Annotated in this window: 24 protein-coding genes; 17 read left to right on the forward strand and 7 right to left on the reverse strand. The window is 64.3% G+C overall.

Translation table 11 applies throughout. From position 1 onward, the window contains the following. Window positions 1-172: 172 nt before the first annotated feature. From SIDU_RS06305 to SIDU_RS06335, 7 genes are all read left to right on the forward strand, one after another. Window positions 173-535 (forward strand): hypothetical protein, encoded by a 363-nt coding sequence (locus SIDU_RS06305; RefSeq protein ID WP_007685965.1) that lies wholly within the window; start codon window positions 173-175, stop codon window positions 533-535. After that, the gene (locus SIDU_RS06310) at window positions 532-831 is read left to right on the forward strand and encodes a hypothetical protein (protein ID WP_007685967.1); all 300 of its coding nucleotides are present in this window, start codon (window positions 532-534) and stop codon (window positions 829-831) included. The genes SIDU_RS06305 and SIDU_RS06310 overlap by 4 nt, the downstream gene beginning before the upstream one ends. Window positions 832-1,038: 207 nt before the next feature. Next, complete coding sequence (locus SIDU_RS06315) at window positions 1,039-2,166, forward strand: tyrosine-type recombinase/integrase (RefSeq protein WP_007685968.1); 1,128 nt, start codon at window positions 1,039-1,041, stop codon at window positions 2,164-2,166. A gap of 216 nt (window positions 2,167-2,382) precedes the next feature. Next, entirely contained in the window at window positions 2,383-4,599 is a 2,217-nt protein-coding gene (locus SIDU_RS06320; protein ID WP_025772034.1) for a S9 family peptidase, read from the forward strand. Window positions 4,600-4,793: 194 nt separating this feature from the next. Continuing rightward, entirely contained in the window at window positions 4,794-5,819 is a 1,026-nt protein-coding gene (locus tag SIDU_RS06325; RefSeq protein ID WP_007685970.1) for an aspartate-semialdehyde dehydrogenase, read from the forward strand. 10 nt (window positions 5,820-5,829) lie between these two features. Continuing rightward, window positions 5,830-6,510, forward strand: coding sequence for a DUF2238 domain-containing protein (locus SIDU_RS06330; RefSeq protein ID WP_007685971.1), 681 nt, complete (start codon window positions 5,830-5,832; stop codon window positions 6,508-6,510). A 4-nt stretch (window positions 6,511-6,514) separates the two neighbouring features. Then, entirely contained in the window at window positions 6,515-7,276 is a 762-nt protein-coding gene (locus tag SIDU_RS06335) for an alpha/beta fold hydrolase (protein ID WP_007685972.1), read from the forward strand. A 130-nt stretch (window positions 7,277-7,406) separates the two neighbouring features. On the opposite strand, the gene SIDU_RS06340 is transcribed toward SIDU_RS06335, so the two are convergent. Next, window positions 7,407-8,861 (reverse strand): AMP nucleosidase, encoded by a 1,455-nt coding sequence (locus SIDU_RS06340; RefSeq protein WP_007689222.1) that lies wholly within the window; start codon window positions 8,859-8,861, stop codon window positions 7,407-7,409. 74 nt (window positions 8,862-8,935) lie between these two features. Then, window positions 8,936-9,418 (reverse strand): peroxiredoxin, encoded by a 483-nt coding sequence (locus SIDU_RS06345; protein WP_007689220.1) that lies wholly within the window; start codon window positions 9,416-9,418, stop codon window positions 8,936-8,938. A 146-nt stretch (window positions 9,419-9,564) separates the two neighbouring features. Between SIDU_RS06345 and SIDU_RS06350 the strand changes: the two genes are divergently transcribed. The 3 genes from SIDU_RS06350 to ahcY all read left to right on the forward strand — a co-directional run bounded on the left by SIDU_RS06350 (window position 9,565) and on the right by ahcY (window position 12,370). Beyond that, window positions 9,565-10,125: a YqgE/AlgH family protein gene (locus SIDU_RS06350; protein ID WP_007689217.1), complete on the forward strand. Its 561-nt coding sequence runs from the start codon at window positions 9,565-9,567 to the stop codon at window positions 10,123-10,125. 162 nt (window positions 10,126-10,287) lie between these two features. Next, window positions 10,288-10,839 (forward strand): hypothetical protein, encoded by a 552-nt coding sequence (locus SIDU_RS06355; protein WP_037509840.1) that lies wholly within the window; start codon window positions 10,288-10,290, stop codon window positions 10,837-10,839. A 121-nt stretch (window positions 10,840-10,960) separates the two neighbouring features. Continuing rightward, window positions 10,961-12,370 (forward strand): adenosylhomocysteinase, encoded by a 1,410-nt coding sequence (gene ahcY, locus SIDU_RS06360; protein ID WP_007689212.1) that lies wholly within the window; start codon window positions 10,961-10,963, stop codon window positions 12,368-12,370. 148 nt (window positions 12,371-12,518) lie between these two features. Here ahcY and SIDU_RS06365 read toward each other — a convergent pair whose 3' ends face one another. Genes SIDU_RS06365 through SIDU_RS06375 form a run of 3 tightly spaced genes read right to left on the reverse strand, consistent with a single transcriptional unit; the run spans window position 12,519 to window position 14,184 of the window. Then, complete coding sequence (locus tag SIDU_RS06365) at window positions 12,519-12,800, reverse strand: acylphosphatase (protein ID WP_007689210.1); 282 nt, start codon at window positions 12,798-12,800, stop codon at window positions 12,519-12,521. Beyond that, complete coding sequence (locus SIDU_RS06370; protein WP_007689209.1) at window positions 12,800-13,534, reverse strand: NYN domain-containing protein; 735 nt, start codon at window positions 13,532-13,534, stop codon at window positions 12,800-12,802. The genes SIDU_RS06365 and SIDU_RS06370 overlap by 1 nt, the downstream gene beginning before the upstream one ends. Further along, on the reverse strand, window positions 13,534-14,184 hold the full coding sequence (locus tag SIDU_RS06375; protein WP_025772038.1) for a carbonic anhydrase: 651 nt from the start codon (window positions 14,182-14,184) through the stop codon (window positions 13,534-13,536). Before SIDU_RS06375 ends, SIDU_RS06370 begins: the two co-directional genes overlap by 1 nt. A gap of 20 nt (window positions 14,185-14,204) precedes the next feature. Between SIDU_RS06375 and lipA the strand changes: the two genes are divergently transcribed. Continuing rightward, window positions 14,205-15,188 carry a lipoyl synthase gene (gene lipA / locus SIDU_RS06380; protein ID WP_007689207.1) on the forward strand — a complete coding sequence of 328 codons (984 nt, stop codon included), beginning with the start codon at window positions 14,205-14,207 and terminating at the stop codon, window positions 15,186-15,188. Between the two features lie 4 nt (window positions 15,189-15,192). After that, entirely contained in the window at window positions 15,193-15,669 is a 477-nt protein-coding gene (locus SIDU_RS06385; RefSeq protein ID WP_007689200.1) for a type II toxin-antitoxin system RatA family toxin, read from the forward strand. Here the strand turns inward: SIDU_RS06385 and SIDU_RS06390 are convergent. Both SIDU_RS06390 and SIDU_RS06395 read right to left on the reverse strand, forming a co-directional pair. After that, entirely contained in the window at window positions 15,615-16,133 is a 519-nt protein-coding gene (locus SIDU_RS06390; RefSeq protein ID WP_007689197.1) for a CinA family protein, read from the reverse strand. The two genes, SIDU_RS06385 and SIDU_RS06390, sit on opposite strands and share 55 nt — an antisense overlap. A 5-nt stretch (window positions 16,134-16,138) precedes the next feature. Then, on the reverse strand, window positions 16,139-17,305 hold the full coding sequence (locus tag SIDU_RS06395; protein WP_037509298.1) for a bifunctional 2-C-methyl-D-erythritol 4-phosphate cytidylyltransferase/2-C-methyl-D-erythritol 2,4-cyclodiphosphate synthase: 1,167 nt from the start codon (window positions 17,303-17,305) through the stop codon (window positions 16,139-16,141). 106 nt (window positions 17,306-17,411) lie between these two features. Here SIDU_RS06395 and dusB point away from each other — a divergent pair, with 106 nt between their 5' ends. The 5 genes from dusB (at window position 17,412) to ntrX (ending at window position 24,705) form a co-directional block, all read left to right on the forward strand. Further along, window positions 17,412-18,431: a tRNA dihydrouridine synthase DusB gene (gene dusB, locus SIDU_RS06400; RefSeq protein ID WP_007689191.1), complete on the forward strand. Its 1,020-nt coding sequence runs from the start codon at window positions 17,412-17,414 to the stop codon at window positions 18,429-18,431. Beyond that, complete coding sequence (locus SIDU_RS06405) at window positions 18,428-19,537, forward strand: two-component system sensor histidine kinase NtrB (RefSeq protein ID WP_007689189.1); 1,110 nt, start codon at window positions 18,428-18,430, stop codon at window positions 19,535-19,537. The genes dusB and SIDU_RS06405 overlap by 4 nt, the downstream gene beginning before the upstream one ends. Next, entirely contained in the window at window positions 19,537-20,982 is a 1,446-nt protein-coding gene (ntrC, locus tag SIDU_RS06410) for a nitrogen regulation protein NR(I) (RefSeq protein WP_007689188.1), read from the forward strand. Before SIDU_RS06405 ends, ntrC begins: the two co-directional genes overlap by 1 nt. Before the next feature lie 95 nt (window positions 20,983-21,077). After that, complete coding sequence (locus SIDU_RS06415; protein ID WP_013040003.1) at window positions 21,078-23,342, forward strand: HAMP domain-containing histidine kinase; 2,265 nt, start codon at window positions 21,078-21,080, stop codon at window positions 23,340-23,342. Next, on the forward strand, window positions 23,332-24,705 hold the full coding sequence (gene ntrX / locus SIDU_RS06420) for a nitrogen assimilation response regulator NtrX (RefSeq protein ID WP_007689171.1): 1,374 nt from the start codon (window positions 23,332-23,334) through the stop codon (window positions 24,703-24,705). Before SIDU_RS06415 ends, ntrX begins: the two co-directional genes overlap by 11 nt. Window positions 24,706-24,759: the final 54 nt, after the last annotated feature.

Consider the following 24,759-nt stretch of genomic DNA (forward strand, 5'->3'; position numbering starts at 1 on the left):
CGAAGTGCGGGACAGGGCACGCTGATACGCCATGCAGCTATCCGTGCGTATGCCGGTGCCGGAATCGGGAATGCAACGCCCGACTTGATTGCCGTGGCGTCCGTGAACCGGCGATGGACCATCCCGCATATGGGAAAGAGCGTTCGACCGATCCGAGGAAGGAGCCGCACCCATGACCGATAAAGCACCCGTGACGGTCGAGCAGGGGGACCGCTTCCTGTTGGTTAAGCGCGGCCTGTACTATCGGCCCGGCAATCAGGGGTACACCGGCATCAAGGATCGCGCCGGCCGATACCCAGAGAGTGACGCCAGCCCGGAGGACGGTATCACCGCGATCCATGAGGACGACGCGCCGGAATATTCACAAGCCTGCTTTGCCGATCTTAAGGAGAAGCACATGCTTGGCAAGATCGCCGCGCTGGAAGAGGAGATAAAGCGGCTGAGGGAGGCGCTGGAGCGAATTGGCTGGCATGAACTGACGGCCCGCGAGGCAAGAGACATCGCCCGCACAGCACTTGAAGGGCGCGGATCATGAGCATGGCGGAGAAGGTGGCCAGGCTAATCGCGGAAGAGCTTGGAGATAACTACGATTCAGCTTTCGAGAATAAATCTGAATGGACGCAATCGCGGGGCGGCGAGCCGTTCCGTAACATCAACATGCCCTATAAAGGTGAGTATCTCGAAGCCGCACGCGCTGTCCTGAAAGCCCTGCGCGAGCCGACGCCTGCGATGGTGGAGGCTGTCGAGAGAGCAGCGCGCCTTGGCGGCATTTGGAGCGCCAAGTCAGCATGGCAAGCCATGATCGACGCAGCACTGGATGGGGAGGGGTAGGGTGACAGAGACGGACAAGACCGGCTCGACAATCATTGATCGTGGCCGGCCGCCTTCAGAATGGGTGATGATCCTGGCACAGCGAGGGCTGGACATCTCGGAGCGCACCCTGCGCGAGAAGGCCCACAAGCTGGAAGCATATCACAAGCTGGGGCGGGCGATGCTGATCACCCCGGCGCAAATGGACGTAATTCTCGGAGACAAACGATGTCGCTCGAACCCTATAAGAGAGGGTCGCTCTGGTGGGCAAAGGGGCGTGTCGAATATCTCGGCAAGCCGATCACAGAATACTACCGATGCAGCACTGGCGCATCTGAGGCAGCGGGCGCATGGGCGTGGTGCCGCGACGAAGAAGAGCGCCGCATAAATGAGCATCTGCTTGGCGCCAACCGGACACTGACATTCGCGGAGGCTGTCATACTCTATCCAGCGAACCCGAAAACGGCCACCTACCTGATTCCCATCGTGGAAGAGTGGGGCAAGAAGCTGCTGTCATCCATCGCCCCGAAAGACGTCCGGGCACTGGCGCAGAAGATCTATCCCGATGCCTCGACCGACACATGGACGCGTCAGGTCATCACGCCGGTTCGCGCTGTCATCAACAGCTTTCGAGACAGCGACAAGGGCGAGGCATTCCGGGTCAAGGGCTTCTCGAAACAGGAGCGCATCAAGCAGGATAAGCGGCGCGGGAAACGCAGTCGGATCAAGCGCGAGCCGGGCAGTTGGGAATGGCTGCTGAAATTCCGCCAGCACGCCCCACAGCGCCATGCGGCCTTGGCTCTAACCATGTTCGTGACCGGAGCGAGGATCAGTCAGGCCGTCCAGATGCATCCCAAAGACCATTGCAAACTGGATGAGGGTCTTATCTGCATTCCAGGCGCCAAAGGGCATGAGGACCGCTGGTTGCCAATTCCCGCCGAACTGGTGGAGGAATTGAAGTCGCTCCCTCTGATGTGGCCGCGCGGGGCGAAGCGGACCGACGAGAACCTCCGCCTCTTCGGCTTCGCGGACCGCTCCAGTCCGCGCAAGGGATGGACCAAGGCGTGCAAGGAAGCTGAGATACCCTTCATCCCGTTCCACGCAGCCGGTCGCCACGGCTTCGGGCAGGAGATGAACGTCCGCCAATCGATCGATGAGAAGGCGGCGGGGGAATTCGGTGGCTGGGCAGACACCGCCCTTATGAAGCGCACCTACACCCATGCCGAAGAGGTCGCCGGAAAGGTTCACGAAGCCTTCTATCGTGGCCTGAGAGAGGCTGAAAAACTCACCAAGATTTCACTTTCCGCTGGTGCTATTCCGTACAAATCGCGTACAAAGCAGAAGAAGAAGGGATGAATATGTCTTTCGATTCAACGCGGTATCTGAACCGGATTTCTCCCTTCACACGGGTGGGGTCACAGGTTCAATCCCTGTCGCGCCCACCATGGCCCGTCTGGAACCGGCCATGGGTTTGAAGAAATATTATTTCTCAACATTGATCTTTTCATCCGCTTGGCGCTAATTTCGCGCGCATGCGCTGCGGCTCTGTCGCGGTCCAAGCAAGGGATGAAAATGTCGCCATATCTGAAAAGCGGCGCGGCTGTCGGCGCGCTGTTGCTTTCCGTGATTTCCGCCCAGGCGCAGGAAAAGCTGACGCTGGAGCGGGTGTTCGCCAGTCCCGACCTGTCCGGTCCGCAGCCCAGGGCGTTGAAGCTGTCCCCCGACGGCAAGCTGGTGACGCTGCTGAAACCGCGGACGGATGAGAAGGAGCGGCTCGACCTGTGGGCGGTGGATACGTCCACGGGCGCGGAACGAATGCTGGTCGATTCGAAGAAGACCGGCAGCGGCGCGGAGCTTTCCGAGGCGGAGAAAATGCAGCGGGAGCGGGATCGCTCCGTCGCGGGCAGCACCGGCATCGTCGGCTATGACTGGGCGCCGGACGGGAAATCCATCCTGGTGCCGGTCGATGGCGACCTTTATCTGGCGGCGCTGGACGGAAAGGTGACGCGGCTCACCGATACGCCGGACGGGGAACTGAACGGAGTGGTCAGTCCGAAGGGCGGCTATGTCTCCTTCGTGCGCGGCGGCAATTTCTTCGTCCAGCCGATGGGCGGCGCGGAAAGGCAGTTGACCCAGGGCGCCGGCGATACGGTGAGCTGGGGCGTCGCCGAATTCGTCGCGCAGGAGGAAATGGACCGGCGCACCGGCTATTGGTGGTCGCCCGACGACAGGCTGATCGCGGTCGCCCGCGTGGATGAAAGCCCGGTCGGCATCGTCACCCGCACCGCCATCGGCGGCGAGGGCACCAAGGTCTATCAGCAGCGCTATCCGGCGGCCGGAACGCCCAATGCATTGGTCGAACTTTATGTGATGAAGCCGGAGGGCGGCGCGCCGGTGAAGGTCGATCTCGGCACGGAGAAGGATATTTACCTTGCCCGCGTCGACTGGTCGAAGGACGGCAGGACGCTCTATGTCCAGCGCGAGAGCCGGGATCAGAAGACGCTGGACCTGCTGGCGGTCGATCCGGCGACCGGCAAGGCGCGGGCGATCCTGACCGAAAGGGCGAAAAGCTGGATCAACCTCAGCAATAATTTCACGCCGCTCAAGGACGGCAGCTTCCTCTGGTGGTCGGAAAGGACCGGCCATGGGCATCTCTACCATGTGCGGGGCGGCAAGTGGACGGCGCTCACCAGCGGCGACTGGGAAGTGCGCGACGTGGTGGGCGTGGATGAGGGGAAGGGCCTCGTCTATTTCACCGGCAACAGGGAAACGCCGCTGGAGCAGCAGCTTTACGCGGCGTCGCTGGCCAAGGCGGGACCGCTGCGGCAGTTGACCGCGACCGGCTGGTGGAATGACGCGGTGATGGATGGGACCGCGAGCCGCATCGTCGTGGCGCGCAGCAATGCGGACCAGCCCAGGCAGGTATATCTGGCCGACAGCGCGGGCAAGCAACTGAACTGGCTGTCGGAAAACGCGATCAAGGGGGATCATCCCTATGCGCCCTATCTCGCCAGCCATGCGAAGACGAGGTTCGGCACGATCAGGGCGGCGGACGGGTCGACGCTCTATACCCGGATCATGACGCCGCCGCTGGAGGCCGGGAAGCGCTATCCGGTCTTCATGCTGCATTATGGCGGGCCGGGCGCCGGGCGGCAGGTGACCAACTCATGGGGTTCGCCCATCTACCAATATCTGGTGGACCGGGGCTGGATCGTCTTCGCGGTCGACAATCGCGGCACGCCCGACCGGGGCAAGGCGTTCGAGGACCAGATCTACCATGCCATGGGCACGGTCGAGGTGGAGGACCAGTTGAAGGGCGTCGAGTGGCTCAAGACGCAGCCCTATGTCGATCCCCGGCGGATCGCGACCTATGGATGGTCCTATGGCGGCTATATGTCGTTGAAGCTGCTGGAGAAGGCGCCGGGTGTTTTCTCGGCGGCGGTGGCGGGCGCGCCGGTGACGAAGTGGGAATTGTACGACACCCATTATACCGAGCGCTATCTGGGCCAGCCGCAGGAGAAGCCGAGCGCCTATCCCGGATCCGGCGCGGTGGACGAGGCGGTGAAGATCAAGGATCCGCTGCTGCTGGTCCACGGCATGTCGGACGACAATGTGGTGTTCGACAATTCGACCGCGCTGATCGCGAAGATGCAGGGCGCGGCCGTGCCGTTCGAGATGATGGTCTATCCGGGCCAGACCCATCGCGTCGGCGGGCCGGGGATCAGCGTGCATCTGTGGCGGACGATCGAGGATTTCCTGGCGCGGGAGGGGACGGGGCCAGAAAAATGAGGTTCCGTGTTCCTGCGCAGGCAGGAACCCAGTTCAACGGTGGAACTAGGCTCCTGCCTGCGCAGGAGCACGGAGCGGCAGGATGGAGATAAGAAGCCCCGCTTCGGCCCGATAAACCGCTTGTCGCTGGACAAACGGCGCAATGCCGCTATGGTGCCCACTCCGCAATTGTGCATGGAGTGGAGTGTTAAGTCATGGGCTACAAGGTCGTCGTCGTTGGTGCCACCGGAAATGTGGGCCGCGAGATGCTGACCATTCTCGCCGAACGCGAGTTCCCTATTGACGAGATCGCGGCGGTCGCATCGCCCCGGTCGCAGGGCACCGAAATCGATTTCGGTGACACCGGCAAGACGCTCAAATGCAAGAATATCGAGCATTTCGACTTCACCGGGTGGGACATCGCGCTGTTCGCCGCGGGCTCCGGCCCGACGGCGGAATATGCGCCCAAGGCGGCTGCGGCGGGCTGCGTGGTGATCGACAATTCGTCGCTCTATCGCATGGACCCCGACGTGCCGCTGATCGTGCCCGAAGTGAATCCGGACGCCATCGACGGTTACAAGAAGAAGAACATCATCGCGAACCCGAACTGCTCGACTGCGCAGATGGTCGTGGCGCTCAAGCCGCTGCATGACGCCGCGACGATCAAGCGCGTCGTCGTCGCCACCTACCAGTCGGTGTCCGGCGCGGGCAAGGCGGGCATGGACGAGCTGTTCGAACAGTCGCGCAACATCTTCGTCGGCGATCCGGCCGAGCCAAAGAAGTTCACCAAGCAGATCGCCTTCAACGTGATCCCGCATATCGACGTCTTCCTGGACGATGGTTCGACCAAGGAAGAATGGAAGATGGTCGCGGAAACCAAGAAGATCCTCGATCCCAAGGTGAAGGTCACGGCGACCTGCGTGCGCGTGCCGGTGTTCGTCGGCCATTCCGAAGCGATCAACATTGAATTCGAGAATGAGATTTCGGCGGAGCAGGCCCAGAACATCCTGCGGGAGGCGCCCGGCGTGATGCTGGTCGACAAGCGCGAGGATGGCGGTTACGTCACCCCGGTCGAATGCGTGGGCGACTATGCGACCTTCATCAGCCGCGTGCGGGAGGATTCGACCATCGACAACGGCCTGAACCTCTGGTGCGTCAGCGACAATCTGCGCAAGGGCGCGGCGCTCAATGCCGTGCAGATCGCGGAACTGCTGGGCCGCCGTCACCTGAAGAAGGGCTGAGGTTCTTGCCATGATCTCCGGCGCTGCTGTCTGGAAAGCCGTTCCAGTCGCGCAGCGCCGGATGATCATTGTGGCTGTAGCGGCGATTTTCGCCGCCAATGTCGACCAACCCTATCCCGAACTGGCTCCGCTCCAGCATGGGCCGACCCTCCTTTTGGCCCTTGTCGCGCCGTGGCTGCTGCGGCGATGGCCTTTGTCGAACGGGTCTGCGGCGTGCATCCTCATTTTCCTGCTGCTGCACACGCTGGGCGGTAGATATCTCTATTCCTACGTGCCCTATGACGCCTGGGCGCGGGCGGTCAGCGGGCATGATGTTTCCGGCACCTTGGGGCTTGCGCGCAATGGTTATGACCGGCTCGTGCATTTCGCCTTCGGCGCTCTGCTGACGGCGCCCATGGCGGAGGCGGTTCGGCGTCATGGCAATATGCGGGCGGGCTGGAGCCTTGCCTTCGCCTTCATCTTCGTGGGGTTCGCCGGGGCCCTGTACGAGATTTTCGAATGGCTGCTGAGCGTTGTCGCCGCCGGCCGGACCGCCGACTGGTATAATGGCCAGCAAGGCGACATGTGGGATCCGCAAAAGGACATGGCGGCCGCGCAGATCGGCAGCGCCCTGGCTCTCGTCTGGCTTCTCGCCACTCGACAAGGGCAGGGCGAGGCCATATCGCCGGACCCGCATTCATCCAAGGAGTAGCCGCGTGTCCGACCTGCCCATCGAAAAGCTGGAGATCAAGGGTTTGGGAGGGCTTCCGCTTGCCGTGCATGTGGTGGGGCAGGGGCGAGACCTGGTGCTGATCCACGGCTATTTCTCCAATGCCTGGACCAACTGGATACGCTACGGCCATGCCGCGAGACTGGTCGAGGCGGGTTTCCGCCTCATCCTGCCGGACCTGCGGGGGCATGGCGAAAGCGGCAAGCCGCATGACCCGGCCGCCTATCCGCCGGACGCCTTGACGGAGGACGGGCTGGCGCTGGTCGAACAGATGGGGCTGACCGACTATGATCTGGGCGGCTATTCGCTCGGCGCGCGGACGACCGCGCGGATGCTGGCGCGGGGGGCGACGCCGCGCAGGGTGATCCTGGCCGGCATGGGGCTGCGCGGCCTGGTCCAGACGCTCGACAATGGCGGCTATTATCGCAAAGTCCTGACAAACCTGGGCACGTTCGAGCGCGGGACTTCGGAATGGATGACGGAAGCCTTCCTGAAGACCACCAAGGGCGATCCTGTCGCGATGCTGCACATCCTCAACACCTTCGTCGATACGCCCAGGGATGTCATCGCCGGCTTCCAACAGCCAACCGAGGTCATTTGCGGGGCCGACGACCGGGACAATGGCGTGGCGCAGGAACTGGCCGATCTGCTGCCCAATGGGCGCTATGTCGAAATTCCGGGGAACCATATGAATGCCGTGACCCGGAAGGAATTGGGGCAGGCGATGGCGGATTTCCTGACGGCTTGATTTTCCGGCGTCCCCCTCCGTTCGGGCTGAGCCTGTCGAAGCCTCTTCCTTTTCTTCAAGAAAGTAAGATCCTTCGACAAGCTCAGGGCGAACGGGTGTTGGGTGATCGCTTCATGGGATATGGCCGCGCTTAACGGAATGGCGGTTCGTTGAAGGCGCGCAGCTTGCGGCTGTGCAGTTTCGGCCCCTCCTGCCGCAGCAGTTCGCAGGTCATCAGGCCCACGCGCAGATGGCCCGCAATCGCCTCCTCATAAAAGCGATTGGCCTGACCCGGCAATTTCAGTTCGCCATGGATCGGCTTGTCCGAAACGCAGAGCAGCGTTCCATAGGGCACGCGGAAGCGATAGCCCTGCGCCGCGATGGTGGCGGACTCCATGTCGATGCCCACGGCTCGCGACAGGCTGAACCGCAGGGCCGAACTCGAATAGCGCAGTTCCCAGTTGCGGTCGTCGGTCGTCACGACCGTGCCCGTGCGCAGGCGACGCTTGAAATCCTCCCGGTCGTCGCCGCCCAGCACGGCCTCGGCCGCCCTGGCCAGCGCCACCTGAACCTCCGCAATGGCGGGAACCGGGATTTCCGGCGGCAGCATCTCGTCCAGCACATGGTCGTCGCGCAGATAGGCGTGCGCCAGCACATAGTCGCCGATCCGCTGGCTGGGGCGCAGGCCGCCGCAATGGCCGATCATCAGCCAGGCCTCCGGCCGCACCACCGCCAGATGGTCGCAGATCGTCTTGGCGTTGGAGGGGCCGACGCCGATATTGACCAGCGTGATCCCGCTGCGATCCGGGGCGATCAGGTGATAGGCGGGCATCTGGTGCTTGCGCCAGGCGCTGTCCGCGATCATCCGGGCCGGATCGGCGGTCTCCGGCGTCACATAGACCCCGCCTGCCCCTGACAGCGCGGTATAGAAACTGCCCTCCCGCTGCAATTCGGCGCAGGCCCAGGCAACGAATTCGTCGACATAGCGGTGATAGTTGGTGAACAATATGTAGCGCTGCACATGTTCCGCCGGAGTGCCGGTATAATGTTTGAGGCGCGCCAGAGAGAAGTCGGTGCGCAGGCCGTCGAACAGCGCCAGCGGCCTTTCGCCCTCCATATCCTGCATGAACAGGCCGTCCGCGATCTCATCCCCGATTTCCGCCAGTTCGGTGGCCGGGAAATGGCGGGCGAGTTCGGTGGGCGGCGTGCCGTCCAGCGCGCTCATGTCCAACCCGTCCAGGACATAGGGGAAGGGAATCTGCTGGCCGCTGATCCCGGTTTCCACCGTCACGCCATAGTCGCGGACGAGGAGGTCGATCTGTTCCGCCAGATAGTCGCCGAACATGGCGGGGCGGGTGACGGTGGTCACATAGCGCCCCGGCCTGGACAGCCGCGCGAAGGAGCGGCCGGGCGGCGGCGCCTCCGACTCGCCATGATGGACGATGCGCAATTCCGGATAGCAGAAACGCCTGTCGGTCTTGGCTTCCGCTGGCGGAACGCTGCCGTCGCGGGCGTAGGCGCGCATGGCCTCGCGGAGATTTTCGATGGAGTTCCGATAGATGTCGTCGAGTTCGGCGACGATTGCACTGCCGATGCTTCTTGTCATCGTCCCTTGGTAACGCACTTATAGGGCCGAAGGAAGATGCGCGCCCGAATTGCAGGCGCGCATCCTGGCGAAAATCAGATCTGGTCGAGCAGATATTCGGCCGACGACACCTTGAAATCGCCCGGCGCCTCGACATTCAGTTCCGCGACGACGCCGTCCTTGACGATCATGGAGAAGCGCTGTCCCCGCGTGCCGAGGCCGAACTTGCTGCCGTCCATGGTAAGGCCCACGGCCTGCGCGAATTCGCCATTGCCGTCCGCCAGCATCGTCACCTTGCCGTCGGCATTGGCGGACTTGCCCCAGGCGCCCATGACGAAGGCGTCGTTGACGGCGGTGCAGGCGATCTCGTCCACGCCCTTGCCCTTCAGTTCCTCCGCCTTCTCGACGAAGCCGGGCAGATGGCGCGCGGAGCAGGTGGGCGTGAAGGCCCCCGGCACGGAGAACAGCGCGACGGTGCGACCGGCGAAGAAATCGTCCGAAGCGACCTGCTCCGGGCCGTTCTCGGTCATCTTGACGAAAGTGGTGCTGGGGACGCGTTCGCCCTTCGAAATGGTCATGGTCTGCCTCCTGGCCTTGTTGGGGTCGGCGGCACGTTGGGCCTGGCGGGCGGTCTGTCAAGGGGGCGGCATGGAATATGGCGCGCCGCCCCGCCCAAGCGACGGCCCGCCATTGGCAAAGGCGACAAGGGGCGTATATTTGCCCCATGATCACAGCGCGCTCCTATGCCGGACAGTTTCTGCTCGCCCTGCCGGGAATGGAGGACATGCGGTTCGATCATTCCGTCATCGCCATGTGCGTCCATGACGAGAACGGATCGCTGGGAATCGCCGTCAGCGACGAGATCGACGGCGTCAGCCTGCACGATCTGCTGGAGAGCTTCGACATCGAGCCCGGCGACGTTCCGGATACTCCCGTCCTGCGCGGCGGTCCGGTCGAACCGCGGCGCGGCTTCGTGCTGCATTCGCTCGACTGGAACGGACATGACATGGTCGCCGTGGGCGAAGGGTGGGGCCTGTCCGGATCGCTGGAAATCCTGAAGGCCATCGCGGAAGGGAAGGGGCCGAGTCGCTATCTGGTCGCCCTGGGCTATGCCGGATGGGGCGCGGGGCAACTGGACGAGGAAATGAACGGGGAAAGCTGGTTTCCGACCGACTGCACCGCGGAGCTTCTGTTCGACGTCCCGGCGGCGCGGAAATGGTCGGCCGCCTTCGCCGCCGCCGGAGTCGACGCCTCCCACCTGGTCAGCGGCGCGGGATCGGCCTGACCGATGGTCGGAACGCGGCCGTAAGCATGGCCGTTCCGGGCGCTTGTTTCCCCGGCGTAACTGCACCCTTTGCGGTAAGATCCGGCTAACCTTCGCCGTTGAGAGTCCGGCAACCGGGTGGGCGCACCTTGATCCTCGGGCAATTGGACGGGGGTTCAACTCATGAGGATATTGATCGCAGCGGCGCTTGCCGCGACGATGCCGCTTGCGCCGGCGACGGCGGCGACATGCTGGAAGCAGACTGCCGTGGAAGCGGCGCAGATCCGCGATTTCGAGATGATGCTGATGGTGTCCGCGCTGCGATGCCGGGCGACGGGACATGATTTCCTGGCCAGCTATAACCGCTTCATCCGGGAAAAGCGCGAGACGCTGACGCAAGTGAATGACGAATTGCGGGAGCATTTCCGCTCGATCGCCGGGCCACTCGGCGCGCTGGGGGCTTATGACAATTACGTCACGGGCTTGGCCAACATCTACGGCGCGGGGGCGGACGGGCTGGCCTGCCGCGACCTACAGTCGATCACGGTGGCCGCCAACGCGCTGCCGCCCAGCCGGTCGGCCCTGCTGGAACTGGCGGACGCCGCTGCGATCGGCCCGCATCTGTCGGGCGCCCGGTACGACATTGTCACGGCGATGGCTGGGAAGGCGCGGAAAACCGGCGAATCCGCGTCCGACGCGCCGCTGCGGGTGGCGGTGCGCGGGCCGGCGGAATAAGACATAAAGAAAACTTTATATTGAGTTGCCTTGGACGGCGGCGATTGGTAAAGCCCAGCCCATCGTCGCCGTTCGTTCATTCGGGCGGCGGCTTCAATCTTAACGATATGGAGACAGGCTCGTGGCCACCGCACCCGCCACCCAGGCGCAGGACTATGTGATCCGCGACATCGGCCTTGCCGCTTTCGGCCGCAAGGAAATCGAGATCGCGGAGACCGAAATGCCGGGCCTGATGGCCCTGCGCGCCGAATTCGGCGCCGCCAAGCCGCTGAAGGGCGCGCGCATCACCGGATCGCTGCACATGACGATCCAGACCGCCGTGCTGATCGAGACGCTGGCCGAACTGGGCGCGGAGATCCGCTGGGCGTCGTGCAACATCTTCTCGACGCAGGACCATGCCGCCGCCGCCATCGCGGCGCGGGGCATCCCGGTCTTCGCCGTCAAGGGCGAGACGCTGGAGGAATATTGGGACTATGTCATCCGCATCTTCGACTGGGGCGACACGGTATGCAACATGATCCTGGACGATGGCGGCGACGCCACCATGTTCGCGCTGTGGGGCGCCCGCGTCGAGGCAGGGGAGGAACTGTTCACCCCCGGCAATGAGGAAGAGGAAATCTTCGTCGCAACGCTCAAGCGCTTCCTGGCGGAGCGTCCCGGCTATCTGACCGAGACGGTCAAGGCCATCAAGGGCGTGTCGGAAGAGACCACCACCGGCGTCCACCGCCTCTATGAACTGGCGAAGAAGGGCAAGCTGCCCTTCCCGGCGATCAACGTCAACGACAGCGTCACCAAGTCGAAGTTCGACAATCTCTACGGCTGCAAGGAATCGCTGGTGGACGCCATCCGCCGCGCCACCGACGTGATGCTGGCCGGCAAGGTCGCCTGCGTCGCCGGTTTCGGCGACGTCGGCAAGGGTTCGGCCGCATCGCTGCGCAACGGCGGCGCCCGCGTGCTGGTGACGGAGATCGACCCGATCTGCGCGCTGCAGGCGGCGATGGAGGGCTATGAAGTCGTTACGATGGAGGAAGCGGCCACCCGCGCCGACATCTTCGTCACCGCGACCGGCAACGAAGCCGTCATCACCGTCGATCACATGCGCGCCATGAAGAACATGGCGATCGTCTGCAACATCGGCCATTTCGACAGCGAGATCGAGATTGCCGGCCTCAACAACATGCAGTGGACCGAGATCAAGCCGCAGGTGGACGAGGTTCAGTTCCCCGACGGCAAGAAGATCATCGTCCTCGCCAAGGGCCGCCTGGTGAACCTGGGCTGCGCCACCGGCCATCCCAGCTTCGTGATGTCGTCCAGCTTCACCAACCAGGTGCTGGCGCAGATCGAACTGTGGACCAAGTCGGACGAATATAAGAATGAAGTCTATGTGCTGCCCAAGCATCTGGACGAGAAGGTCGCGGCGCTCCACCTGGAGAAGCTGGGCGTGAAGCTGTCCAAGCTGACGCCGAAGCAGGCCGCCTATATCGGCGTGTCGGCGGAAGGGCCGTTCAAGCCGGATCATTACCGCTACTGAGCGGATGGGAAGGGGGAGGCGCGGACCTCCCCCTTTTTCTTTCGGGCAAGGGATCGGTCGATCGTGGCTGATTGGGCTTTTGGGCGCGGCTCGGCTAAAGGTTTTCAAGCAGATAGGATCTGCTGAACCGGGAGCGATAACGGAAAAGTCAGGCGGTCGGCAGCTTTCGAAACGACTCATGGCCCTCGACTGCCGCATCGGTCGCATCTATCCGCGCTACCCGCGCCGCAGGGGGGCCTTGTCGCGCCAGCAGGATGAATCGCTCCACGCCGTCCTGCGATCCTTCCACCAGCGCTTCCACGCTGCCGTCCATGCGATTGCGAACCCAGCCGGCCAGGCCCAGGCCTCGCGCCGTCTCCACCGCCCAGTTGCGGTAGAACACGCCCTGAACCCGGCCGAGGATCGTCAGGCGACGGGCGATGACGGTCATCAATGCACCCGCTTGATCCAGGTCTGGCCGTCGCGGCTCTCCACCTTGAAATTCTTGATCGAGCGGACAAGGTCCGACAGCCGCTTGAAGCCATAGTTGCGCGTATCGAAGCTGGAGCGGTTCCCCGCGAGCTGGCCGACTTCGCTGAGGCGGGCAAAGCCCTGATCGTCGCGTTTCACGGCATTATAGGCGTCGATCAACAGCTTGACGAGGTCGGGCGCGACTTCGGGGGCGTCGGGGGAGGGCGGCTCCTCCGTCGACTCCGCCAGTTCGACCGGCGTTTCCCTTGCGCTGGTGAGCGCCCCAACATCGATGAAGCGCGTGCAGGCGCTGCGAAAGGCCTGCGGCGTCTTGTCGGTGCCGAAACCATAGACCGGCAGCCCTTCCTGTCGGAGGCGCGTGACAAGCGGCGTGAAATCGCTGTCGCTCGACATCAGGCCGAAGCCGGTGACGCGGCCCGACGCCATCAGGTCCATGGCGTCGATGGTCATCTTCATGTCCGTGGCGTTCTTGCCCCTGGTCAGGTCGAACTGCTGCTGCGTTTCGATGGCCTGCGTCACGGCCTGCCGCGCCCAGCCCTTGAGCGCGGGCTTGCTCCAATTGCCATAGGCGCGGCGGATGTTGACGGTGCCCAGTTCCGCCAGGACGGTCAGCACCGGATCGAAATGGTCGGCGGAAACATTGTCGGCGTCGATCAGCAGGGCGATATTGCCGCTGGGGATCGACGCGGTCATCAGGCGTCCAGCGCCGCCGGGCCGAACTGCCCGCTCGCTTCGTCCAGCAGGTGGAGCTGGCCGTCCGCAATGGCGAAGAACGCGCCGATCAGCTTGAGTTCGCCGCTCCGTTCCTTCTTGCGGACGCAGGGGAAGGTGCGCAGATTGGCTAGGCTGACCTTGACGCCTTCCTGTTCCATGGCGCGTTCGGCGTCGCGGCTGTGATCCTCGCCGAAGCGCTCGACCACCTTTTCCCGCGCTTCGTCCAGCAGTTCGATCCAATTGTGGATGAAGCCGCCTTCGCCCGGCGGCGCGTCCTTCAGCGAATGGCTGAGCGCCGCCTTGCAGCCGCCGCACTTGCCATGGCCCATGACGACGATCTCGCCCACCTTCAGCACCTGGACGGCAAATTCCAGCGCGGCGGAAACGCCGTGGCGGCCGGGATTGGTCTCAAACGGCGGCACCAGCGCGGCCACGTTGCGGACCACGAAGATCTCGCCGGGGCTGGTATCGAAGATCTGCGCGGGATCGACTCGGCTGTCGGAGCAGGCGATGACCATGACGCGGGGGCTCTGCCCTTCGTTGAGTTCGTCCCATCGCTCGCGCTGCTCGGTCCAGCCGGTGTTGCGGAAGCGGCGATAGCCGGCAAGCATATCAGCGAAGTCGGTCATGCGCCGGTCTGTGCCGAACAATGATGGGGCTGGCAAGAGCGCTCTTGCATCGCTATCTGGGGCGCATGACCGACATCGTCCCGATCCCCGCGCCCGCCAACCGCCCCGAGCGCGCCCGCAAGCCCGACTGGATTCGCGTGAAGGCGCCGACCAGCCCCGGCTATCATGAGACGCGCAAGCTGATGCGGGACAAGGGGCTGGCGACGGTGTGCGAGGAGGCGGCCTGCCCGAATATCGGTGAATGCTGGACCAAGAAGCACGCCACGGTGATGATCCTGGGCGATGTGTGCACGCGGGCCTGCGCCTTCTGCAACGTCAAGACCGGCATGCCGCGCAAGGTCGATCCCAATGAGCCGCAGAACCTGGCCGACGCCTGCGCGGAAATGGGGCTGGAGCATATCGTCATCACCTCGGTCGACCGCGACGACCTGCCCGATGGCGGCGCGTCGCAATTCGTGAAGGTGATCGAGGCGCTGCGCCGCACGACCCCGGACACGACCATCGAGATATTGACGCCGGACTTCCGCAACAAGCATGAACGGGCGGTCGAGATGATCGTGGCGGCGCGGCCGGACGTTTATAATCACAATCTCGAAACCGTGCCCCGGCTCTATCCGACCATTCGACCCGGCGCGCGCTATTATGCCTCGCTGCGGCTGCTGGAGACGGTGAAGAAGCTCGATCCGTCGATCTTCACCAAGTCGGGCGTCATGCTGGGCCTGGGCGAGGAACGGCTGGAGGTTCATCAGGTGATGGACGACATGCGCTCCGCCGACATCGATTTCCTGACCATGGGGCAATATCTCCAGCCCACGCCCAAGCATGCCAAGGTGATGGAATTCGTCACTCCGGCGGCGTTCAACGCCTATGCGGCGATTGCGCGGGCCAAGGGCTTCCTGCAGGTGGCGTCCAGCCCGCTGACCCGGTCCAGCTATCATGCGGGCAAGGATTTCGCCGAAATGCGCGCCGCCCGCGAGGCGCAACTGGCGAAGGCCGCCCAATAAGCCGATGCCCAGGCACAACGAAACAAGGCCGCTTCCCTACACGCCCGAACAGATGTTCGACCTGGTGGCGAATGTGGAGGCCTATCCCGAATTCCTGCCTTGGGTCAGCGCGATCCGGGTCCGTTCCGACAGCGAGTCGGAAATGGTCGCGGACATGATCGTCGGCTTCAAGGGGATCAAGGAGAGCTTCACGTCCCGCGTCCACAAGCATCGGCCCGACCATGTGCGGGTCGATTATCTCGACGGGCCGCTCAAGCATCTCCACAATGAATGGAATTTCCGCGACGACGGCAAGGGCGGGGTTCTGGTGGATTTCGAGGTCGAGTTCGAATTCAAGAACCGGCTGTTCGAAATGCTCGCGGGCCAGGTTTTCGACAAGGCGCTGCGCAAGATGATCGGCGCCTTCGAAACCCGCGCTGCGGAGCTTTATGGCGCGGGCGAGTCGGGCAGCAGCAGTTCGAGCGCACACAGCGCCGCCTGAAGGCGCACGCCGCCCCGGCCCGTATCCCCGAAATAACGCATGTCGGCCACGATCTTGTCAGGGCTGGCGCCGCGTTCGGCGCGGGCGAAGACGACCGTGCCGACGGGCTTCTGCTCCGATCCGCCGCCGGGTCCGGCTATGCCGGTGATGGCAACGGCGACATTGGCGTGGCTCTTGTTGAGCGCGCCTTGCGCCATGGCCCAGGCGGTCGCGATGGAAACCGCGCCGAAAGTTTCGATGACATCCTGCGAAACCTTCAGAAGTTCGCTTTTCATGTCATTGGAATACGTGATGAAACCTGCTTCGAACACTTCCGATGATCCGGCGATCTCCGTCAGCGCGGCGGAGACCAGGCCGCCGGTGCAGCTTTCCGCCACGGCGATGGTGCGGCCGGCGCGGCGGTTGGCGATGATGACGCGCTCGGCCAGTTCGACCAGCGACGCGGGAAGGATGCTATCGGGCATGACGATCAGATTAGCGCGGGGAGGGAGAGGGTGGCAACAGCCTGTGCGGCAATGCCTTCGCGGCGTCCGGCAAAGCCCAGCCGCTCGGTCGTGGTGGCCTTCACGCTGACCCGGTCGAGGGACAGGCCCAGTATTTCCGCGATCCGGCCACGCATCGCATCCCGATGCGGACCGATTTTCGGGGCCTCGCAAATCAGCGTCAGGTCGACATGTTCGATGAAGCCGTCCCGTTTTGCGACGCGCTCCGCCGCATATTCCAGGAAACGGGAGGAGGCGACGCCGCGCCATTGCGGGTCGGATGGCGGGAAGTGGCTGCCTATGTCTCCCTCCGCCAGCGCGCCGAGCAGGGCGTCGACCAGGGCATGGATGGCCACGTCCGCGTCGCTATGCCCCGCCAGGCCCCGGTCGTGCGGAATGTGGACGCCGCAGAGCCAGAGTTCCTCTTCGGGCGCCAGCCGGTGAACGTCATATCCCATGCCGGTTCGGATGCGGCGGGTTGCGCCCAACCGGACTTCGGCGCGGGCAAAGTCTTCGGCATAGGTCAATTTTTCCAGCCTTTCGTCGCCAGCGACCAATATGACGTCATGACCCGCATGGCGCATGATCTGGGCATCGTCGGTTGCTTCCCTCGCGATGTCCCAGGCCCGATGGGCGGCCAGGATCGCGTCGAAATGGAAGGCTTGCGGGGTCTGGACGCGGGCCAGGCCGTCGCGGTCCACGATTTCCCCGGCGCGGGCCGCTTCGTTCCTGACGAGGGTATCGGTGACGGGCAGGGTGGGGATGGCGCCGGGCGCCTGAGCCAAGGCGGAAAGCAGCCGGTCGATCACCGCGCCGGGCAGGAAGGGGCGGGCCGCGTCATGGATGAGGATGCGGGCCGCCCCGCCGGAGGATGCGATATGTTCCAGCCCTGCGCGCACCGATCCGCGGCGGCTGTCCGCGCCCTGGACGATGGCGGCGACCGGGCGGTCCCCGATGGCCGTGCGCGCTTCGGCTTCCTGACCCGCGCCGACGACCAGAATGATGGAGTCGATGGCCGGATGCCGGGAAAGCGCGTCGACGGCATGGGCCAGCACGGGCTTTCCGCCGATCAGGCGGAACTGCTTGGCAATGTCGCCGCCTGCGCGGCTGCCCTGACCTGCTGCGACCAGCAATGCGACCGTTCTGTCTGTCATGGCCGCGCCTGTATCGCAGCGGCGGGCCAACCGCCAGCCCCGCTTCGCTTGCCGTTGCAGCGGATTTCGGCTAAGGGCTGCCTGTTTTTTAGGCAGTGATGGTTTGATGCAGACGCTTTCTCCGATTTCCATTGGTCCGGTGACGATCGACATGCCGGTCGTGCTGGCCCCGATGACGGGCGTGACGGATATGCCGTTCCGCACGCTGGTGCGGCGCTATGGCTCCGGCCTCAACGTGACGGAGATGATCGCGACGGCGGCGATGATTCGCGAGACGCGCCAGTCCTTGCAGAAGGCCGCCTGGCATCCGCTGGAGGAGCCGGTGTCGATGCAGTTGGCGGGTTGCTCGCCCAGCGAAATGGCCGAGGCGGCGAAGCTGAATGCGGATCGCGGCGCGGCGATCATCGACATCAATATGGGCTGTCCGGTGAAGAAGGTGGTGAACGGCGATGCGGGCAGCGCTCTGATGCGCGACCTGCCGCTGGCGGCTTCGCTGATCGAGGCGACGGTGAAGGCGGTGGAGGTGCCCGTCACGGTCAAGATGCGCATGGGCTGGGACCATGCCAGCCTGAACGCGCCGGAGCTGGCCCGGATCGCGGAGGATCTGGGCGCGAAGCTGATCACGGTCCACGGCCGCACCCGCTGCCAGATGTACAAGGGGTCGGCCGACTGGGCCTTCGTGCGCAGCGTGAAGGATGCGGTGTCGCTGCCGGTCATCGTCAACGGCGACATCTGCTCCATCGACGATGCGGAAACCGCGCTGGAGCAGAGCGGCGCGGACGGCGTGATGATCGGGCGGGGCGCCTATGGGCGGCCCTGGCTGATCGGGCAGGTGATGCACTGGTTCCGCACCGGGGAACGGCTGGCCGATCCCTCGTTGGAAGAACAATATCGCGTGATTACCGAACATTATCGCGCAATGCTGGAACATTATGACAATCACACCGGCGTCAACATGGCCCGTAAGCATATCGGCTGGTACACAAAGGGCCTGCCGGGTTCGGCCGAGTTCCGCAACGCGGTGAACCAGGAGCCGGACGGCGATGTCGTGCTGAACATGCTGGCGCGCTTCTACGAACCGCTGATTGCCGACGATGAGCCGGTCGAGACGCGCAAGGCGGCATGACGGCGACCATGACGACCATCCCGTCGCTTCGACCGCAACAGGATGGGCCTTCGCTTTCAGAACTGATGACGGCGCTGCCGGTCGCGACCCTGGTGGTGCGGCCGGACAACAGCATCGCCGATGCCAATGTGCGCGCCGAAACGCTGCTCAACATGGCGCGATCCGCCATCGTGGGCAGCGACATAGCGCGAACCATCCGCATGGCGGAAATGGGCGCGCGCTTCGACATATGGCACAGCAACAAGCCGATCGCCGCCTATGACATCCGCGTGCACGCCGGGCGCACGGCGGAGATGGAAATCGACCTGATGATCGCGCCCATCGTCGATCATGAAGGCTGGCGCGTGGTATCGATCCACACGCAGAGCCAGGCGCGCAAGATCGGCCATCGCGGCACGGCCGGCGGCGCGCGCTCCGCCATCGGCGCGGCGGCGATCCTGGCGCATGAGATCAAGAATCCGCTGTCGGGCATCAGGGGCGCGGCGCAGTTGCTGGAATCGGGCAATGACGGGCGCGACGCCGCCCTTACGCAACTCATCTGCAATGAGGTCGACCGGATCGCCGCGCTGATCGACAGGATGCAGGACTTCACCACCGACCGGACGCTGGAGTGCCGCAGCGGCAACATCTATCCGCTGATCGACAGAGCGGCGAATATCGCGGCCGCCGGATTTGCAAAAGACATTAGAATCATAAAGAGTTATGATCCATCCCTGCCATTCGCCAACATCAACGAAGATGCCCTGGTGCAGGTGATGATCAACCTGCTCAAAAATGCCGCGGAGGCGCTGGAGCATAGCAGGAAGCCGAGGATAAGGGTCGAAACGGCGTTCCGCCATGGCGTTTCGGTGGTGGTCGGCAAGGGGAAGGGCAGCGCGGTGCTGCCCATCGAAATCCTGGTCGTCGACAACGGGCCGGGCGTGCCGGAGCATATATTGGACCATCTGTTCAACCCCTTCATCACCGGAAGGCGGGATGGGACGGGGCTGGGGCTGGCGCTGGTGGACAAGCTGGTGCGCGACATGAGCGGGTTCGTGCAATATTCCCGCGATCATGAGGCGGGGGAATCGACCTTCCGAATCCTTCTGCCGATGGGAACGGGCTGATGGCGGCAACGGGCGCGATCTTGGTGGTGGATGACGATCCGGCGATCTGCGTGGTCGTCGGGGAAGCGCTGCGTCGGCAGGGATACAGGGTCAAGACGGCGACCTCCATCCGGGAGCGCAGCGCCCTGCTGGAGAGCTTTTCGCCCGACGTCCTGATCACCGACGTCATGCTGCCGGACGGCGACGGACTGGACGGGATCGCGGAGATACTGGAACGGCGCCCCGCGCTCAGCATCATCATCCTGTCGGCCCAGAACACGCTGAACACCGCCATCCGCGCCACGGAGAAGGGGGCGTTCGAATATCTGCCCAAGCCCTTCGACCTCAACGAACTGACGCGCGCCGTGTCCGACGCGCTGGGATCGGGAAAGGGAGCGGACGAAGAGGCGGCCGATGCCGGCCTGCCGCATGACGGACTGCCGCTGGTGGGTCGTTCGCCGGCGATGCAGGAGGTCTATCGGACCATCGCGCGCGTGCTGTCGAACGACCTCAGCATATTGGTACTGGGCGAATCCGGGACCGGCAAGGAACTGGTGGCGGAGGCGATCCACAGCCTGGGGCAGCGGCGGACCAAGCCCTTCGTGCCGATCAACATGGCCGCCATCCCCCGCGAACTGATCGAAGCGGAACTGTTCGGTTACGAAAAAGGGGCCTTCACCGGCGCCCATGCCCGCACCGCCGGCAAGTTCGAGCAGGCGCAGGGCGGCACGCTGTTCCTGGACGAGATCGGCGACATGCCGATGGAGGCGCAGACCCGGCTGCTGCGCGTCCTTCAGTCCGGAGAGGTCACGACCGTCGGCGGCTCCAAATCGGTCAAGGTGAACGTCCGCATCATCGCGGCCACCAACAAGGATCTGCCGAAGCTGATCGAGGACAATCGTTTCCGGCAGGATCTCTATTATCGGCTGAACGTGGTCCCCATCGCGCTGCCGGCGCTGCGCGAGCGGCGAGAGGACGTGATCCTGCTGGCGCGCCATTTCCTCGACCGCGCAGCGCAGGAGGGGCTGCCGCGCAAGTCGTTGTCCGACGACGCGGCGCAACTGCTGATGGCCTATCACTGGCCCGGCAATGTGCGCGAGCTGCAAAACCTCATGCAGCGGCTGGCGGTGCTGAGCCGCGAGAATATGATCACCGCCGACATGCTGCGCAACAGCCTGCCGCTGGAGGCCGTGCCCGCCGATTACGCCGCCCCCGGCGACCTGCTGGGCCAGGCGGTGCGGGAATGGGCCAAGCGGCAACTGGGCATTGGCCTTACCCAGCCGAACCGCAACCTGCACGACGATCTGCTGGCCGTGGTGGAACCCATATTGTTCCAGGAAACGCTGGCGAGCGTTGACGGAAACCAGATTCGCGCCGCCGGATTGCTGGGCATCAACCGCAACACGCTGCGCAAGAAGCTGACGGATTACGGGCTCGATCCGCTTCAGCTTCGGATCGCGGAATGAAGGGGCGACGAACCGACCGCCCTTTTCGACCGGAAGCGCCGTGCCGATCAATTACTGTGTTTGATCGGGCACATTAATGTTGTAACCAAGCCACTATGGAAGGCGCAGTGACTCTCCCGGCGCGGGGCCGGGCATGGAAAAGGCATTTTCCCCTTTTCCTGCGCCGCCGCCTTGCCGCGGTGGTGGAGGCGGTGACGCTTGTCCTGTTCCTGGGCATGGCGGGCATCACCTATTTCCTGCTGACGGTTCAGGGGCAATCATACACATTGCTGACGCCGCCCATCGTGGCGCTGCTGCTGGTCGCCAATCTGGTGCCGGCCATCGCCCTGCTCGTGCTGCTGGGGCGGCGGGTGGCGAAGCGGCGGGCCGCGCAATCGGCCATCGGCAGCGACGGGCAGCTGCACGTCCGGCTGGTCGCGATCTTCTCCATCGTGGCCAGCGTGCCGATGCTGCTGGTGGTGATCTTCGCGTCCCTGCTGTTCCAATATGGCGTGCAGTTCTGGTTTTCCGACAGCGCGCGGGGCATGCTGCAAAATGCGAGCGACCTGGCGCGGGGCTATTATGAGCAGAACCTGCGCGACGTGCGCGACGAAACCGTCACCATGGCGAGCGACCTGCGCGACTATCTGAGCCAGTCCAACGTCTCCAGCCCGCGCTTTGCGGAGGGCTATATCTATCAGGTGGTGACGCGGAAGCTGAACCGTTCCGCGATCATAGAAATCGGCAAGGACGGCGTGGCGCGCACGGCGGCGACGGTCGACCCGGAAAGCCGGCCCGCTTCGGAAATGCTGACGCCCGACGTGGTGAAGCGGCTGGCGTCGGGCGAGGACGTGGTGGTCGCGGCCAAGCCCAACCAGATCGAGGCGGTGACGCTGCTCTACCCCAATGCGAAAATCTATCTCTACGCCACCCGCGATTCCGGCTCGACGGCGTTCAGCAATGTGGAACGGGCGCAGAAGGTGTTGTCAGATTACGACATTTTCGCCGCGCAGTCCCGCGCCTTGCAGTTGCGCTTCAACATATTGCTGTTCGTGGGGTCGCTGCTGCTGGTGGGCGTGGCGGTCTATATCGCGCTGAAGGTCGCCGACTGGATGGTGCGGCCGGTGAACGAACTGGTGATGGCGGCGCGACGGATCACGGCGGGCGACCTGTCGGCGCGCGTGACCAGCCCGCAGAGCCGGGACGAGATCGGGACGCTGGCCGCCGCCTTCAACCGCATGACGCAGCGGCTGGAGGCGCAGACCGGCGCTCTGGTGGCGGCGAACAGCCAGCTGGATGAACGCCGCGCCTTCATAGAGGCGATCCTGTCGGGCGTGTCGGCCGGCGTGCTGTCGGTGGACCGCGACGGCATCGTCCTGCTGCTCAACAGTTCGGCCGCCGCCATATTGGTGCGGGAGGGCGACGATCCGGTGGGTCGGCCGCTGACCGAAGTGTCGCCCGAACTGGCGGCCCTGATCGCTTCGGAGGAGGATGCGGGCATCGTCCAGATTCGCGCCCATGGCGATGTGCGGACGCTGGCGGTCAAGGTTTCGGAGGACGCGTCGCGCCACATCCTGACCTTCGACGACATCACGCAGCAGCTTTCCGACCAGCGCCGCGCCGCCTGGTCCGACGTGGCGCGGCGTATCGCGCATGAGATCAAGAACCCGCTGACCCCGATCCAGCTTGCCGCCGAACGGCTGCAACGCCGCTATGCCGAGGAGGTGACGAGCGACAAGGCCACCTTCACGCGCCTGACCGGCACCATCGTGCGCCAGGTTGGCGACCTGCGGCGGATCGTGGACGAATTCTCCTCCTTCGCGCGCATGCCAAAGCCCGTGTTCCGGCGCGAGCGGATCGACGACATCGCCCGCCATGCGCTGTTCCTGCACGAAGTCGCGCATCCCGACATCCGTTTCGAATATCATTCGACGGACGGCGAGGCGGAACTGGTCTGCGACCGCCGGCAATTGGGGCAGGCGCTCACCAACATCGTCAAGAATGCCGTGGAAGCCATCGAGCCCAAGCCCGCCGCGGATGACGGCGATTGGCGCGGTCAGGTGTCCATGACGGTGGAGCATGACGACGGCAATCTGCTGATCGCGGTGCAGGACAATGGCATCGGCCTGCCGCCGGAACGCGAACGCATATTGGAACCTTATATGACGACCCGGACCAAGGGCACGGGCCTGGGCCTCGCCATCGTGAAGAAGATCGTCGAGGAACATATGGGCGAAATCCGCTTCGACGATGCCGACGGCGGGGGCGCTCGCGTGACGCTGCGCTTCCCGGTGGCGGCGCTCGAGAAACTGGAAGAGGGGCAGGTGATCGCCATGCCCCATGGAAAAACCGCTGGAAAAGTGACGGCCAATGGCTCTTGATATTCTGATAGTCGATGATGAGGAGGACATTCGCGACCTGGTGGCGGGCGTGCTGGAGGATGAGGGCTTCACCACCCGCACCGCCGCCAACAGCGACAGCGCGATAGAGGCGCTGGACGCGCGGCGGCCTTCGCTGGTGCTGCTGGACGTGTGGTTGCAGGGATCGAAGCTGGACGGGCTGGAACTGCTCGATGAGATCAAGCGGCGGGACGCGACCATTCCGGTGCTGATGATCTCCGGCCACGGCAATATCGACACGGCCGTCGCCGCCATCCGGAAGGGGGCGGCAGACTTCATCGAAAAGCCGTTCGAGGCCGACCGGCTGCTGCATCTGGTGTCGCGAGCGACCGAGACGGAACGGCTGCGACGCGAGAACCAGGTGCTGCGGGCGCGTTTCGGGCAGGATGACGAGCTGACGGGCACGTCCGCCGCGATCAACGCCGTTCGCGCGACGATCAAGAAGGTGGCGGGCACGGGCAGCCGGGTGCTGATTTCCGGCCCCGCGGGCGTCGGCAAGGAAGTCGCGGCGCGCATGCTGCATAGCTGGAGCGGGCGGGCCGACGCGCCCTTCATCATCGTCGCCGCCGCGCGGATGGACCCGGACCGCGTCGAGGAGGAATTGTTCGGCGTGGAGGATCCGAGCGGGCTGGTGCGTCCGGGCTATCTGGAGCAGGCGCATGGCGGCACGCTCTATCTCGACGAGATCGCCGACATGCCGCTCACGACGCAGGCGAAGATCCTGCGCGTGCTGACCGACCAGAGCTTCACCCGCGTCAGCGGACAGAGGCAGGTGAAGGTGGACGTGCGCGTCATTTCCTCGACCGCGCTCAACCTGGCGACCGAGATAGAGGAACGGCGTTTCCGCGAGGATCTCTTCTACCGGCTGAACGTCGTGCCCCTGGTGATTCCCCCGCTGGCCGAGCGGCGGGACGATATTCCCCCGCTGGTCGAGCATTATCTCGCCCGTTTCGCGGCGGAACGCCGGGTGCCGCCGCCGGAGATCGCGAGCGACGCCATGGCCGCGTTGCAGGCCAATGAATGGCCGGGCAATGTCCGCCAGCTCCGCAACGTCATCGAACGCACGATGATACTGGCGCCGGGCGAGCGGATCGGGCGGATCGAACTCGACATGCTGCCCGCCGAACTGACGAGCAATGGCGGTTCGGAAGGGATCGGCCAGTCCGCGATCATGGGCGCACCGCTGCGCGAGGCGCGGGAGAGCTTCGAGCGCGAATATCTGCGCATCCAGATCCGCCGCTTTTCAGGCAATATCTCCCGCACGGCGACCTTCATCGGCATGGAACGTTCGGCGCTGCACCGCAAGTTGAAGCTGCTGGGCATCACCGATGGGAAGGACGGTTGAGGCGAACCGAACGATCTTCACCCAAACAGGGCATGGACGCCTCTTCGCAATTGC

This window comes from Sphingobium indicum B90A, from assembly GCF_000264945.2.
Taxonomy (GTDB): domain Bacteria; phylum Pseudomonadota; class Alphaproteobacteria; order Sphingomonadales; family Sphingomonadaceae; genus Sphingobium; species Sphingobium indicum.

Bases quoted from the DNA above. Each gene is read 5' to 3' on its own strand.
- SIDU_RS06320 (WP_025772034.1), top strand. From the start codon at position 2,383: ATGTCGCCATATCTGAAAAGCGGCGCGGCTGTCGGCGCGCTGTTGCTT.
- SIDU_RS06365 (WP_007689210.1), bottom strand. From the start codon at position 12,800: ATGACCGTCATCGCCCGTCGCCTGACGATCCTCGGCCGGGTTCAGGGC.
- SIDU_RS06415 (WP_013040003.1), top strand. From the start codon at position 21,078: ATGGAAGGCGCAGTGACTCTCCCGGCGCGGGGCCGGGCATGGAAAAGG.
- SIDU_RS06310 (WP_007685967.1), top strand. From the start codon at position 532: ATGAGCATGGCGGAGAAGGTGGCCAGGCTAATCGCGGAAGAGCTTGGA.
- SIDU_RS06330 (WP_007685971.1), top strand. From the start codon at position 5,830: ATGATCTCCGGCGCTGCTGTCTGGAAAGCCGTTCCAGTCGCGCAGCGC.
- SIDU_RS06370 (WP_007689209.1), bottom strand. From the start codon at position 13,534: ATGACCGCGTCGATCCCCAGCGGCAATATCGCCCTGCTGATCGACGCC.
- SIDU_RS06375 (WP_025772038.1), bottom strand. From the start codon at position 14,184: ATGACCGACTTCGCTGATATGCTTGCCGGCTATCGCCGCTTCCGCAAC.
- ntrC (WP_007689188.1), top strand. From the start codon at position 19,537: ATGGCGGCAACGGGCGCGATCTTGGTGGTGGATGACGATCCGGCGATC.
- SIDU_RS06395 (WP_037509298.1), bottom strand. From the start codon at position 17,305: ATGACAGACAGAACGGTCGCATTGCTGGTCGCAGCAGGTCAGGGCAGC.
- SIDU_RS06355 (WP_037509840.1), top strand. From the start codon at position 10,288: ATGAGGATATTGATCGCAGCGGCGCTTGCCGCGACGATGCCGCTTGCG.
- SIDU_RS06305 (WP_007685965.1), top strand. From the start codon at position 173: ATGACCGATAAAGCACCCGTGACGGTCGAGCAGGGGGACCGCTTCCTG.
- dusB (WP_007689191.1), top strand. From the start codon at position 17,412: ATGCAGACGCTTTCTCCGATTTCCATTGGTCCGGTGACGATCGACATG.
- SIDU_RS06325 (WP_007685970.1), top strand. From the start codon at position 4,794: ATGGGCTACAAGGTCGTCGTCGTTGGTGCCACCGGAAATGTGGGCCGC.
- ntrX (WP_007689171.1), top strand. From the start codon at position 23,332: ATGGCTCTTGATATTCTGATAGTCGATGATGAGGAGGACATTCGCGAC.
- SIDU_RS06350 (WP_007689217.1), top strand. From the start codon at position 9,565: ATGATCACAGCGCGCTCCTATGCCGGACAGTTTCTGCTCGCCCTGCCG.
- lipA (WP_007689207.1), top strand. From the start codon at position 14,205: ATGATGGGGCTGGCAAGAGCGCTCTTGCATCGCTATCTGGGGCGCATG.
- SIDU_RS06390 (WP_007689197.1), bottom strand. From the start codon at position 16,133: ATGCCCGATAGCATCCTTCCCGCGTCGCTGGTCGAACTGGCCGAGCGC.
- SIDU_RS06315 (WP_007685968.1), top strand. From the start codon at position 1,039: ATGTCGCTCGAACCCTATAAGAGAGGGTCGCTCTGGTGGGCAAAGGGG.
- SIDU_RS06405 (WP_007689189.1), top strand. From the start codon at position 18,428: ATGACGGCGACCATGACGACCATCCCGTCGCTTCGACCGCAACAGGAT.
- SIDU_RS06385 (WP_007689200.1), top strand. From the start codon at position 15,193: ATGCCCAGGCACAACGAAACAAGGCCGCTTCCCTACACGCCCGAACAG.
- SIDU_RS06345 (WP_007689220.1), bottom strand. From the start codon at position 9,418: ATGACCATTTCGAAGGGCGAACGCGTCCCCAGCACCACTTTCGTCAAG.
- SIDU_RS06340 (WP_007689222.1), bottom strand. From the start codon at position 8,861: ATGACAAGAAGCATCGGCAGTGCAATCGTCGCCGAACTCGACGACATC.